Origin of the sequence: Schaalia georgiae DSM 6843 (assembly GCF_000429245.1) — a bacterium.
In the GTDB taxonomy this organism is placed as follows: domain Bacteria; phylum Actinomycetota; class Actinomycetes; order Actinomycetales; family Actinomycetaceae; genus Pauljensenia; species Pauljensenia georgiae.
In genome coordinates, this window is record NZ_AUBM01000008.1 from 164,176 (window position 1) to 177,360 (window position 13,185).

11 protein-coding genes are annotated in these 13,185 nt (G+C 62.4%); 3 read left to right on the forward strand and 8 right to left on the reverse strand.

Going from position 1 to position 13,185, the window contains the following annotated elements; all coding sequences use genetic code 11:
- Nucleotides 1-9: 9 nt before the first annotated feature.
- Nucleotides 10-768 carry a siderophore-interacting protein gene (locus G447_RS0104205; protein ID WP_026430166.1) on the forward strand — a complete coding sequence of 253 codons (759 nt, stop codon included), beginning with the start codon at nucleotides 10-12 and terminating at the stop codon, nucleotides 766-768.
- Between the two features lie 289 nt (nucleotides 769-1,057).
- On the forward strand, nucleotides 1,058-1,570 hold the full coding sequence (locus tag G447_RS0104210) for a PH domain-containing protein (RefSeq protein WP_026430167.1): 513 nt from the start codon (nucleotides 1,058-1,060) through the stop codon (nucleotides 1,568-1,570).
- A gap of 669 nt (nucleotides 1,571-2,239) precedes the next feature.
- On the opposite strand, the gene G447_RS0104215 is transcribed toward G447_RS0104210, so the two are convergent.
- The 4 genes from G447_RS0104215 to uvrA form a co-directional block, all read right to left on the reverse strand.
- On the reverse strand, nucleotides 2,240-3,343 hold the full coding sequence (locus tag G447_RS0104215; RefSeq protein ID WP_026430168.1) for a hypothetical protein: 1,104 nt from the start codon (nucleotides 3,341-3,343) through the stop codon (nucleotides 2,240-2,242).
- Nucleotides 3,344-3,891: 548 nt separating this feature from the next.
- Nucleotides 3,892-4,743, reverse strand: coding sequence for a hypothetical protein (locus tag G447_RS12250; RefSeq protein WP_131295679.1), 852 nt, complete (start codon nucleotides 4,741-4,743; stop codon nucleotides 3,892-3,894).
- Nucleotides 4,740-6,080, reverse strand: coding sequence for an AAA family ATPase (locus tag G447_RS11960; RefSeq protein WP_081697853.1), 1,341 nt, complete (start codon nucleotides 6,078-6,080; stop codon nucleotides 4,740-4,742). Before G447_RS11960 ends, G447_RS12250 begins: the two co-directional genes overlap by 4 nt.
- 40 nt (nucleotides 6,081-6,120) lie before the next feature.
- Nucleotides 6,121-8,988, reverse strand: coding sequence for an excinuclease ABC subunit UvrA (uvrA, locus tag G447_RS0104220; protein ID WP_005872009.1), 2,868 nt, complete (start codon nucleotides 8,986-8,988; stop codon nucleotides 6,121-6,123).
- 56 nt (nucleotides 8,989-9,044) lie between these two features.
- Between uvrA and G447_RS0104225 the strand changes: the two genes are divergently transcribed.
- Nucleotides 9,045-9,326: a YciI family protein gene (locus tag G447_RS0104225; protein ID WP_005872024.1), complete on the forward strand. Its 282-nt coding sequence runs from the start codon at nucleotides 9,045-9,047 to the stop codon at nucleotides 9,324-9,326.
- Between the two features lie 84 nt (nucleotides 9,327-9,410).
- Here G447_RS0104225 and G447_RS0104230 read toward each other — a convergent pair whose 3' ends face one another.
- From G447_RS0104230 to G447_RS11065, 4 genes are all read right to left on the reverse strand, one after another.
- Complete coding sequence (locus G447_RS0104230; RefSeq protein WP_026430169.1) at nucleotides 9,411-10,088, reverse strand: DUF4853 domain-containing protein; 678 nt, start codon at nucleotides 10,086-10,088, stop codon at nucleotides 9,411-9,413.
- Nucleotides 10,085-10,654, reverse strand: coding sequence for a DUF4853 domain-containing protein (locus G447_RS11965; protein ID WP_243442297.1), 570 nt, complete (start codon nucleotides 10,652-10,654; stop codon nucleotides 10,085-10,087). The genes G447_RS0104230 and G447_RS11965 overlap by 4 nt, the downstream gene beginning before the upstream one ends.
- 104 nt (nucleotides 10,655-10,758) lie before the next feature.
- Nucleotides 10,759-11,271, reverse strand: a complete 513-nt coding sequence (locus G447_RS11970; protein ID WP_243442302.1) for a DUF4853 domain-containing protein — start codon at nucleotides 11,269-11,271, stop codon at nucleotides 10,759-10,761.
- The gene (locus G447_RS11065; RefSeq protein WP_243442298.1) at nucleotides 11,168-13,174 is read right to left on the reverse strand and encodes an alpha/beta hydrolase; all 2,007 of its coding nucleotides are present in this window, start codon (nucleotides 13,172-13,174) and stop codon (nucleotides 11,168-11,170) included. The genes G447_RS11970 and G447_RS11065 overlap by 104 nt, the downstream gene beginning before the upstream one ends.
- Between the last annotated feature and the right edge of the window lie 11 nt (nucleotides 13,175-13,185).

The following is a 13,185-nucleotide window of genomic DNA, read 5'->3' on the forward strand; positions in this document are numbered from 1 at the left end:
GCTTGGTGTATGGCGAAACGAGGGTTCCAGGGCGCCGTCCTGAAGGTCCTCCGCGCGAGGGAGTACCCGCTGGCGGTCGTGGAGCGAGGTGCCCTCACCCCCTCGTGCGTCCGCGTCGTCTTCTCCGCCCCCGAGCTCCTGAGCGCCGTCCCCCTCTCCGCCGCCTCGTGGCTGCGCCTGTGGGTCCCCGATCCCGAGCGCCCCGATGTCGAGCACCAGCGGGGCTACACGATCGCCGCCCACGACGGGCGGGCCGGGACGATCACCATCGACTTCGTGCTGCACGAGCCGTCGGGCCCCGCCTCCACGTGGGCGGCGCGGGCCGAGGCGGGCGACCGCATCGGTGCGATGAGCATGGGATCCACGGAGATCTCCTTCGCCGGGGAGGACCAGCCGGAGGGCTACCTCATGATCGGGGACGCCGCCTCGGTGCCGGCGATCCGGTCGTTGGTGGCCGAGGTGCCCGCCCACGTCCCCGTCCGCGTGTACTTGGAGGAGCACTCGGACTCGGACCGGGATCTGCCCTTCGCCTCCCACCCCTGCCTCGATGTGCGCTGGGTGCCCCGCGAGGGCCCGGAGTCGCTGGCGCGCGCCATCGTCCCTGGCGACTACCAGGGGTGGTGCGCGTGGGCGACGCCGGAGTTCCGCTCCCTCAGGGCGCTCAAACCCCGCTTGAAGGAATGGGGGCTGGCGAAGGGGCGCCTCCACGCGCAGGCGTACTGGATCGAGGGCCGAGGCGTGGGCCGCTCGCGCGGGGAGAAGCGGTGAGGCCGTCCCCGCGCGAGCGGATGGGGTGTCAGGTCGAAACCATCCCCGTTGACGACTTCGACCTACCGTTACAGTTTAGCGCGTCCCATGACACCCGGGGGCCATTCCTGCAACTCGAACCACCCCCTCTGACCAGGTTAAAAGCCAGGCATGCATGCCGGATAATCGCGGATGATCTGGAACGACAGCCGCCCTTTCCAGCAGGTCACAATTTGATCACGAAAGACCGGGGAACTGCGGGAACCCCGTTGGGGCGCGCTGCGGGCGACGAACTGGCATGATTGGAGGCATGGCAATGTCGAAGAAGCTCCTGAGCCGCGACGAGGTCGTGGTCCGGCACATGCACACCCACATCAAGGTCCTCCTGTGGAGGATCATCGCCTGGTTCCTCCTGATCGCGGCCGCCGTGGCGGGCACGGTCTTCATACCCGCCGACTGGCAGCCCTCGGCGGCCGTCGCGCTGTGGGCGGTGGTCCTGGTCGTGAGCTTCCCCCTGTTCTTCATCCCGTGGCTGCTGTGGTACATGCACACGTACACCGTGACCACGAAACGGGTCATCACCCGCCGGGGAGTCTTCCGGCGCACCGGCCACGACCTGCCGCTCACCCGCATCTCCGACGTGCAGCTGGAGAAGGACTTCAACGACCGCTTCTTCGGCTGCGGCACCCTGGCCCTGCAGACATCCTCCGACGACCCGCTGCTGCTGCGCGACGTGCCGAAGGTCGAGATGGTCCAGGTCGAGATCTCCAACCTGCTCTTCGAGGACGTCCAGGGCGCCATCGACGCCGACCCTGATAACTGAGGCGCGGCGCGGGACCAGGCCCTCACGACGCAGGTGGTCGAATCGACGCCGACCCTGATAACTGAGGCGCGGCGCGGGGGTGTGGGGGTTCCGCGCCGTGGGCGCCTTACGGCCCGGTGCGGGGCAGGCGGCAGGTCACTGGGGTAGGAAACAGTGCATTGGGGCAGGTTAATAACCTACCCCAATGCAGTCTAACGTGCCCCAATGCGGCTCGCGGCGCCCGGGAGGGGCGCTATGCCGACGAGGCGGGGCCTGTTTTCACAGCGATACCACACTTTGCAAGCGTTATAACACTTGCAAAGTGGCGGTATCCCTTTGAAAACTCCACTTCGCTTGCAAAGCGGCCTCCACACTGCCTCCGCCGGGTCCGCTTTCCAATACAAAACTCCGCCAGGGGACCCCGAATGACCTGACGCGGGTCGGACCATGCTGGTATCCGATACGAAACTCCGCCAGGGGGCCGCAGTCGACCTAATACCGTTCCTGTCGGCCCACTTTCCAATAGGAAAATGGCCCTTCGCCGTTTGAGTATGACAGAAGCCGACATAGGGTCGGGGCCTGTCGGATGATTGAGGTTGCTGCGCAATTATTATCTGGGTGGCCCGGCCAGACGGACACGGCTTGGGCTATCCTGCTCTTCTTCGAACTCAAAAAACCGTTGAACAGTCCTCATCGTGGCCGCGATTGTCGCCGGTACCGCTGCCGCCGCAGGGCCCTGCTGAACCACCCGTTCCCCGCAGCGCCATCCTCATCGCCAGCTCCTTCCGGGCCTCTCGTGCCCACTTCGTCCGAGCCGCCGTGTTCGAGGCTCGACTCATGGCGACGCAAATACTTCTCCACGTTCTGAGCACTGAATAAGTTGGACAGCGCCCCCAGGGCGAGTTTGACGTCCTGCTCGGTCCAGGTCCCGTTGTTCTTCGCCCTGCCCTTCGACCATCGCAGCCACTTGAGCAACAACCACGACCGCGAGTACGACCACACCCACTTGCCGCACGTCGGGCACTTCACTTGCCGACGGTCATTCATAGCGCCCATGTACTCGTCCTTGAGCAGAACGCTGTCATCGTCGTGGTGCTCGACCCGGAAAGACAGCAGAACGCCGGTCCTCGTCCTCCGTTCATCGAGCGCTATTGGCGGATCGCGGTGCTCGATCGCGAAATGGTACCAGCATTTCACCACGAACACGGACAAACCAGCATCGAAACCCAGATCCTGCATACACTTCTGAAGGACGTTCCTCCTCCTGGTCTCCTCACTCTCAGTAAGCCTGCTCACATATATGACGATGACTGCTGCGCACATCGCGAGCACCGCGCTCAGATTCACCAGCCTCACCACCTGCGCTATAGAAGTGGAATCGAACTGCGCGGGCGACGACGATCCAGAGCCGGTGGATAGCAGACGATCCGAAAGCGTCAGCGCCGCCCATACCCCCAGGACCGGCAGCAGGTTCCAGTAGGAGAACTCCTTCTGGCTGATCCGGACGTTCAGCCGCCGGGAGTGGACGTAGTCGAGGCGGAGCCTGTTGAAGACGAGGTTCTGCCTCCACAGCGCGGGATCGCTCGTCCGCAGGAAGGAGTCCTCGCTGGCCCAATCATCCGGATCCTTGAGGCGGCTCCTGATGTTGATCAGGCTCTCGGTGGCGACGATGATACGGGGCGCCAGCCACATGGCCGCGGCGATGGCGACCGTCCCGATCAGCGCGGCCATGGCCCACGGGTGGCTGTTGAGGACCGGGAACAGGGAGCCCAGCACTCCGACGATGTCAATCATGGCGTCCTCGCTCCTCTCACCAACGGCGGCCGGGTCGCCCCCTCAAATTCTAGACTACGCCCCTTCTGTGATCCGGCGGCCCCTGCCCTTGCGCAGCACGTCCACCAGGAAACGCCGCGTTTGGGAGGAAAACTACTGTGTGTTCGGCGTGCGTAAGATGCGTATCTTCGTCAACCACCGGGAGGCGGGCGTTGGTCGTGTCGGACGCTGCACCATTGAGCGTTGATGCGGCGCATGCGCATTCGCATCTTAAATCAGCGCCGCGTGCTGCGCACTGTCTCTCGGCACCACGGCACACTTGTCTCGTGAATATTGTCAACTGCTGTTTCGTCACCCGTGGTCTCACCGAGTTGTGAGTCACCAACATCCCTATGCGCGCGTGCAGGTCACCTGGGTCCACGCCTTTCTTCGCACCAATGTATGCTCGTGCAGGATCCTGGGTTGACACGGGATCTCTCCCCATGCACTGAGTTGGCCCTGGGCGCACTGAACATGGCCGCCCCTTGACATCCCACACTGCCGAAAACGTCTGTACGTCACTAGAGTAACTATGTGCCATACGGACGCAAACCTTGCACACCAGCTTCTGCGCACCAGTAATTAATCTCTTGTATGCACCGAATGTGCAGAATGGAATCTGCGTCCAAAGCGGAATACACACTTCTGCGAATATCGCGCTCCCCCGCTCTCCGTTTGCCACCACATAATGAAGCAAGTAGTAAAAACAGTAAATGATCGCCTGTGGGTTTCGTGTACAGAATACCTAGTCTATCCACAATTTGTTCGGCGATCTCGATCCAGTGAGATCTATCCACCTCGCACCCCTTATTTTGTTTGAGAAAAAAGGCTATAAGGAAATCGTAATCCCACGAACCTTCTGTCAAATTCGGGTTGTTGCAAGACTTATATTCAAGTTTATACCCAAGTAGATCAGCAGCCAGTTTCAGCCCAGAAATGCGCCGAGCGAAACCTAGCGCCTTCGAAACAAGAGATCGGGCATCGCGTATCTTCTCCACATAGCCACTCATTGCCCGCTCGAGTAGCTGATTATCCGCCTCGATGCACTCCATCCACAAATCATGCTCGCCAGTAGAAAATACGCCCGAGGGATATGGATCGTTCTTATTCGAATGATCATACCATTCATTATGGAATCGGTCAAAATCGGAGTCAATCAAGTATCGAACATTCCTGAAAACACTGTCTCCCTTAAGTGTGCGCGCAGCGTCAAGCACAGCGTTTCGCCCACCTGCACACATGATTTCTAAGCCGTGTTCAAGCCTAGACTCAATGAGTTTCTTATCTTCCTGCCCCTCAACAACAAGAACTGCCGCGTTGTTCCTATCTAACAACATGCGCAACTGGACGATACGCGACGATTCGGTAATATGCTCTTTCATGCGCTCAAATACCCATTGCCCAGTCGAACGGCATGATCCCAGTCCTCGTTGATAATTTGTGGCGAATGTGTAGCGAGAATAAACCTACTATTTGTAAGTTCTGCCACCTTCTTCAGGTCGTCAACGTAGTGAAGTTGCCATGCTATGTGCAAAGAGATCTCAGGTTCGTCTATCAATACTAGAACTCCATCCTCGGCGCCAAACAACAACTCAGCGAACATTACAATTTCATGCTGTTCGCCAGATGACAGGCGATCAAGCCTAATTGTCTGATTGGAATTCTCAAGCCTTACAACCAGACCGTCTTCGTCTGTTGCTTTTAGTTGTTTTCCACTAAACCGTCGATTTATAAGATCCTCAAGAAGTTCTACCCGTTTAAGAATGTCGACGAGTGGAGCTAGTTTCCTTTCCGTGTCTTCAATATACAGACTCAGAAGCGTCAACTGCCAATCTGCTAATTCGCCGAGAGGAAGGCTTAATGATTGATCCTCTTTCATTTCAAATATCTTGCCGATCCGTCTCCTAATTTGATTATACGACTCATACGCTTCCTGCAGCTTGCGTTGATCGTACTCATGATGCGATTCAGCATCTTCTAACACACGTTTGGGGAACGAGCGATCAAGCTCTTGAGAAATTTTGGAATTTTCTGTCTGCGCTTCGTTCAGGCAACGTCGTATAACACTTGCAATATCTTCGATTCTCGAATTGTGGTTTCTAACTCGCGCGCGACTTTCGTCGAAATACTGACGGTGACTGGACTCGTACGATCTCAGTCGTTGAACGTTAACAAATGCGCATCGAAACTCCTCAGAAAAGCTCCTGAACATATCAGGCACTTCTTCAGAAGTTGTGCTAATCGCTCCCCTTCTGCGAGCGCTTGTTCTCATGAAAATTTCATCATCATTGATGACATCCCCTTCATCATCTACCCATTCGTTATGCCCAATCGATCGTAATCCATAACGCATTATGTATCGTTCGTACATCGGATCTAGAACCGGACTCCACTTGCACAGGAGACGGCCCCCCTTAAGAAGACTGTAAGTGATTTTATAGTCGAATATTCCGTCATTCTCTGTTGGACTTCTATCTGCGCAAAGTTCTGTCTCGTCATCGAAGTATAAGTGAACACTTTCGAATGGAATAGTCACTTGCAACCGCCACTCAAGATTCGCACACGCATATATTAGCTCGAGGAACTTAGTTTTCCCGACCCCGTTCTCGCCGTACAATATAACATAAGGCTCATCATCCACGAAACTGACACGGTGATCATAGATTCCAAGGACTTTTGTCGCATGGGCTCGTACAAGCCTCCGGTATTTTGAAGTCATACTTCAATATTATACACCTATATGGTGCCTCCCCTGCGTCTTACGCCCCTTCTGCGATCTGGCGGACCCTGCCCTTGCGCAGCACGTCCACCAGGAAGTGGCCCGTGTGGGACTCGGGGACCGCGCTCACCTGCTCGGGGGTGCCCTCGGCCACCACCTGGCCGCCGCCGGAGCCGCCCTCGGGGCCCATGTCGATGACCCAGTCGGCGCTCTTGATGACGTCCAGGTTGTGCTCGATGACGATGACGGTGTTGCCCTTGTCGGCCAGGGACTGCAGGACCAGCAGGAGTTTGCGGATGTCCTCGGAGTGCAAACCCGTGGTCGGCTCGTCCAGCACGTAGACGGTGCGCCCCGTGGAGCGGCGCTGCAGCTCGGAGGCCAGCTTCACGCGCTGCGCCTCGCCGCCGGACAGGGTCGTGGCTGACTGGCCCAGGCGCACGTAACCGAGCCCCACCTCGACCAGGGTGTTGAGGTGGCGGGCGATGCGCGAGATGGGCGCGAAGAACTCCGCGGCCTCGGCCACCGACATGGCGAGCACGTCGGCCACCGTCTTGCCCTTGTACTCCACCTCCAGGGTCTCCCGGTTGTAGCGGGCCCCGTGGCACACCTCGCACGGCACGTACACGTCGGGCAGGAAGTTCATCTCGATCTTCAAGGTGCCGTCGCCCTTGCAGGACTCGCAGCGCCCGCCCTTGACGTTGAAGGAGAAGCGCCCGGGCCCGTAGCCGCGGACCTTCGCCTCCTGCGTCTCTGCGAAGAGCCTGCGGATCTGGTCCCACACGCCCGTGTAGGTGGCGGGGTTGGAGCGTGGCGTGCGCCCGATGGGCGACTGGTCCACGTGGACGACCTTGTCGAGGCCGCTGATGCCCGAAATAGTGCGGTGCCGTCCCGGAATGGTGCGCGCGCCGTTGAGGCGGGCCGCCAGGGACCGGTAGAGGATCTGGTTGACCAGCGTGGACTTGCCGGAGCCGGACACTCCCGTGACCGCGGTGAACACGCCAATGGGGAAGGACACGTCGATGCCGCGCAGGTTATTCTCCCTGGCGCCCTTGACGGTGATGAGGCGCCTGCGGTCGATGGAGCGCCTGGCCGCGGGCAGGGCGATGGCCCGCCTGCCGGACAAGTACTGGCCGGTGAGGGACTTCTTGTTGACCAGCAGCGAGTCCAGGGTGCCCGAGTGGACCACCCAGCCACCGGTCTCGCCCGCGCCGGGGCCGATGTCGACGATCCAGTCCGCGGCCTCCATCGTCTCCTCGTCGTGCTCGACGACGATCAGCGTGTTCCCCAGGTCCCTCAGCCGTTCCAAGGTGGCGATGAGTTTGCGGTTGTCGCGCTGGTGCAGGCCGATTGAGGGCTCGTCGAGGACGTAGAGGACGCCCACCAGGCCCGAGCCGATCTGCGTGGCCAAGCGGATGCGCTGCGCCTCGCCGCCCGACAGGGTGCCGGCCGCGCGCGACAGCGTCAAGTAGGTGAGGCCCACGTCCACCAGGAAGTCGAGGCGGGCCGTGATCTCGGTGAGGATGGGCGCGGCGATCGAGGCGGAGCGCTCCTCCAGCTCCAGGTCCGCCAGGTGGGCGCGTGCGTCGGCGATGGACAGGTCGGACAGCTGCGCGATGGACAGGCCGCCCACGGTGACGGCCAGGACCTCGGGCTTCAAGCGGGCTCCGTGGCACGAGGGGCAGGGGACCTGGCGCATGTAGCCGTCGAGTTTCTCGGTCACCCACTCCGACTCGGTCTCCTCCTTCTTCCGTTCGATGTAGGCGACCGCCCCTTCGAATCCGGTCGTGTAGGAGCGCTCCCTCCCCCACCGGTTGCGGAACTTCACCTGGACCTCGTAGTCCTTGCCGTACAGGACGGCGTCCTTGACCTTCTTGGGCAGGTTCTTCCACGGCGTGGACATGTCGAAGCCGAGCTCGGCCGCCAACGACTCCAGCAGTCGCTTGTGGTACTTGAAGTTGGTGCTCCACACGCTGACGGCGCCCTCGGCCAGGGACAGCTCCTCGTCGGGGACCACCAGCTCGGGGTCGACCTCGTTGCGGAAGCCCAGGCCCGTGCAGTCGGGGCACGCGCCGTAGGGGGCGTTGAAGGAGAAAGTGCGGGGCTCTATCTCATCCAGGGACAGGGGGTGGTCGTTGGGGCAGGCGCGCTTCTCGGAGAAGCGGCGGCGCCGCGCGGGATCCGCCTCGTCGAGGTCCACGCAGTCGATGACGACGAGGCCGTCGGACAGGCGCAGGGCCGTTTCCACCGAGTCGGTGAGGCGCTGGCGGATGCCGCTGCGCACGACGAGGCGGTCCACGACGACCTCGATGGTGTGCTTGAGCTTCTTCTCCAGTTTCGGCGCGTTCTCCAGGCGCACGGCCTCGCCGTCGATGATGGCACGCGTGTAGCCGTCGGCTTTGAGTTCGTCGAGCAGGTCCTGGTACTCGCCCTTGCGGCCGCGCACGACCGGTGAGAGCACTTGGAAGCGGGTGCCGTCGTCCATGGTGCGCACCCGGTCGACGATCTGCTGGGGCGTCTGCGCCTGGATACGGGCCCCGCACTGGGGGCAGTGGGCGATCCCGGCGCGCGCGTACAGCAAGCGCAGGTAGTCGTGGATCTCGGTGATGGTGCCGACCGTGGAACGGGGGTTGCGGGACGTGGACTTCTGGTCGATGGACACCGCCGGGGACAGCCCCTCGATGAAGTCGACGTCGGGCTTGTCCATCTGCCCCAGGAACTGGCGGGCGTAGGAGGACAGGGACTCCACGTAGCGCCGCTGCCCCTCAGCGAAGATCGTGTCGAAGGCAAGGGAGGACTTGCCCGAGCCGGACAGGCCCGTGAAGACGATCATCGCGTCCCTGGGCAGGGTCAGGCTCACATCCTTGAGGTTGTGCTCGCGGGCGCCCTGGATCACTAGTTGGTCATGCACCCTACGATCCTAGCGGCGCCCTGGGCAAATTCCGGGATGAGCGCTACGGTGGGTGCATGGCATATTTCGCAGTCGAATACGTGTACGACCCCTCGAAGACCGAACTCATGGACCAGGTGCGCCCCCGGCACCGCGCCTACCTGGGGGCGCTGAGGGACGAGGGGAAGAACCTGGGGTCGGGCCCCTTGTCGGGGGACGCGCCCGGCGCGCTCCTCATCCTCAAAGCGGACACCGAGGCGGACGTGCTCGCCATGTTGGACGCCGACCCGTTCCACGAGGCGGGGGTCGTCGCCTCGCGCACCGTCCGAGAGTGGAACCCGGTGATCCGACACTTCTGATCCTGCGGCGGGCGCGGGCCGTTCCACCGGCCCTGCCTGGCGCGGCCACGGCGTCGGCCATGCGGCTGATCCGGCCCGCGCCCTCTACTGCCCGCCCCCGGATTGGGTGGATTGGGCGCTGGTTCCGAATTGCTGGTCGGGTGGGCCCTGGGGGTTGCCGTCGGCGTCGAAGGACCGGTAGAGCACCAAGTCGGGGAAGGTCTGGCTGAGGTCGCGCCCATAGACCTTCGCTTTAAGGTCGTCCTCGCCCATGTCCCCGAAGGGCACGCACCCCGAATGGTAGTAGAAGCGCAGCATCTGACCGGGCACGTAGTAGACGCTCAGAAGCGTGCCATTTCGGTCCTCACCCCACACCAGGCTCCGCTCCTCATCGGGCGCGAAGGTATCGGGGGGCGTGAACCCCGCGGGCTCGAGGATCTGCTCCGACAGTGCCCGCAGATCCATCGCATCCGTCATCATGATCTTCAAACCCGGGCCCCTCACCCGTATCCCGTGCTCGTCCCCTGTTTCCCCGCACCCGTTGATATACGCAGAACCGGCGTATCCAAGGGCTCCTCCGTTCTGCTTGGCCAGGGCGTCGACGAAACGTTCCAGAACCGGCTCCGCATCCGACAAGTACACCCCGATGGGGGCCCTCTTGTCGAAGGGCAGCAACGGGTCCGGCCTGCCGAAGACATCCGTGCCCCGCCCGCACCCGCACACGGCCACCACCACGCACACGCACCACACGACAGACAGAGCGCGCAGGCGCCCGCGCTTCACTGCCCGCCCCCGGATTGGGTGGATTGGGCGCTGGTTCCGGATTGCTGGTCGGGTGGGCCCTGGGGGTTGCCGTCGGCGTCGAAGGACCGGTAGAGCACCAGGTCGGGGAAGATCTGGGTCAGGTTGCGAGCGTGGACATCCGCGTCCAGCGCGTCGACGTCTGAACCGGTTTGTGGTCTGCACCCCGAACGGTAGAAGAAACGTAGTTCTTTACCCGGCACATAGTAGACGTTGATAAACGTGCCGTCCTGGCTACGCATCCATGAGAGACTGCGTTCCTTGGAAGGGGCAAAGGTGTCAGGTGGCGTGAATCCAGCAGGCTCAAGATACTGATGGGACAGAGCCTGCAAATCCATCGCGCTGGTCATCATCACCTTGAAAATGGGGCTCGCTACCTCCCACCCGTGATCGCCATCGCGCTCGCCGCATCCGCCAACATACGATGTCTCATCGAATCCAAGTGCTCCCCCGTTCTGTTTCGCCAGTGCTTCAACGAACCGCTGAATCACCGGCTCAACGTCAGAAATGTACTGTTCAGCAATAGGGCGTTTCTCCAAGGGCGTCACCGGATTCGGCCTGCCGAAGACATCCGTGCCCCGCCCGCACCCGCACACGGCCACCGCCACGCATGCGCACCACGCCACAGCCAGAGCGCGCAGGCGCCCGCGCTTCACTGCCCGCCCCCGGATTGGGTGGATTGGGCGCTGGTCCCGGATTGCCGGTCGGGTGGGCCCTGGGGGTTGCCGTCGGCGTCGAAGGACCGGTAGAGCACCAGGTCGGGGAAGGTCTGGGTCAGGTCGCGCCCGTAGACCCTCGCTTTGAGGTCGTCCTCGCCCATGTCCCCGAAGGGCACGCACCCCGAATGGTAGTAGAAGCGCACCATCTGACCGGGCACGTAGTAGACGCTCAGCAGGGTCCCGTTGCGGTCCTCAACCCACACCAGGCTGCGCTCCTCATCGGGCGCGAAGGTATCGGGGGGCGTGAACCCGGCGGGCTCGAGGATCTGCTCCGACAGTGCCCGCAGATCCATCGCATCAGTCATCAAGACCTTGAATATCGGACTCGCCACCCGTATCCCGTCATCGTCCCCCGTCTCCCCGCACCCGTTGAAATGCGCGTAACCGGCGTGCCCTAGGGCTCCTCCGTTCTGCTTGGCCAGGGCGTCGACGAAACGCTCGATCAGCGGCTCCGCATCCGACAAGTACACCCCGATGGGGGCCCTCCTGTCGAAGGGCAGCAACGGGTCCGGCCTGCCGAAGACATCCGTGCCCCGCCCGCACCCGCACAAAGCCACCGCCACGCACGCGCACCACACGACAGACAGAGCGCGCAACCACATGGCCCTCATTACTTCGCCCCCCGATGACACGGCAGATGTCGTCCAACGCCTCATTGCGCCGACCAGGCGCCGGGGCGTCGAAGTAGGTGGAGTGGTTGGCGGCCGGATTGAGTGAGAACGACTTGTATTGAGTGGATCCAGTTGTATCGCCGGAGAGGTGCTGGATACCCTCGAGGTCAGCGGGGTCGCGCCCGAAGGACTCCCATCGATCTGGCGGGAGTCCCTGCACGAAGTCGCGGTAGTCGGTCGCCGACACCCACACGTGGGAGGGATCGACTCCGAGCGAGCTGACCGTGCTGGTGCCCGCACCGGGGGACCCCGTGTAGATGAAATCGTCCACCACGCCCGCTCCGATGTCCTTCATGGCCAGTCCCGCCGTGGTGGATCCGTAGGAGTGCGAGACGACCGTCTGGTGGAGGTCGCCGCCCCCTTCCCACCGCCACGATTTGACGCCCGTGAGGAAGTTGTTGAGGCGGGGAGCCCCGGCCTCGGCCTTCTCCGTCGAGGCGACCGAGATGTAGTCCTGCGGCGCATCGTAGCCGAGCCACGCGACGACTGCGGTATCCGACGGATCCCCATGAGAAACCGCAGCCGTGTTCTCTTGGAGCCTCACCGCAGTGTCGACATATTCCTTAATTGAGTTATGGACGTTGGTTCCCAGGCCGGGGACGAAGGTGGCCACGTTCTTCGCGTTGTCGACATCGCCCACCGCCACTGCCGCCTTGAGGCGCTCGCCCGAGGGGTCCAGAGCTAGCAGGGAGGTGGGCGCGCCGTCCGACCCCGTCCTCTGCAGCTGGGCGTCAAGCCTGCGCAACTCCTCGAGGTCGTGCTGGGCTTTGAGCAGTTTTTCGTCCAGCGCGGTCTCGCCGAAATCGGACTCGCTACTCGGCTGCAACCACCTGCTGCCCGCTTCTGCTTGCGCATCGGCGACCGCCGCCTCGGCCTTCTCGATGAGCCCCGGGACGTGGTTGCCCCTGGAATCGGTGTACCCGTAGAGGACGAGCCTATTCGCCTTGTCCCTTGAGGCCATGTCGATGCCGTCGAGGTTCCCGTAGGTGGCGGGGTCGCGCTCGATGCACTCCTGGCGCTCGGCGTCGCTGAGGGCGTGCCACCAGGCGCTCACCTCAGCCGGCGACCACGAGGGGTCGGCGTCATCTGGCAAGCCCGGGGACTTCGAGTCGCGCCCCTCCCGTGCTCCGCCCCCGTCGAACGTCCCATTCGCCAGTGCGCTCAGCCGCTTCTCCAAAGCGGCATCGACCTCGTCCGCGATGCGCAGCGCGTCGGCGATGCACTGCTGGAGCTCCCCGTACTTCGACTGCTTGACAACACTCGCAAAGGTCTGTGAGTTCATCGGAGGGACCTGGAGCCCAGGTACGGGTTTATTGTCCTCGTATTCGGGGACGAATGGATCCAGGCTCCCGTCCTCTTTGATCGGATAGCCTATCTCCGCGGAGATCTCCTGGGCGCTGCGCGTCTTCGCCTCGACCCGGCGGACCCCGTCGGCCGCCTCCTCGCAGGCCAGCATGTACTCACTGGCCACTTGGACCAAATGGTCCAGGTCGTCTTGCAGGGCCGATCCCGCGCCGCGCATCGCATCGGCCGCCTGGCCTTCAGAACGGAAGCGGTCGAAGTACCCCGCGAGTTCTTCGACTTGAGTGCGCGTTCTCCGCCTCCCGTCTCCCCCGGTATTCGCGGACTCGTCGAGGTGACTCGACCGCCAGTACTCCAGATCGCTCCACGCCACCATTGCTGTTCCTC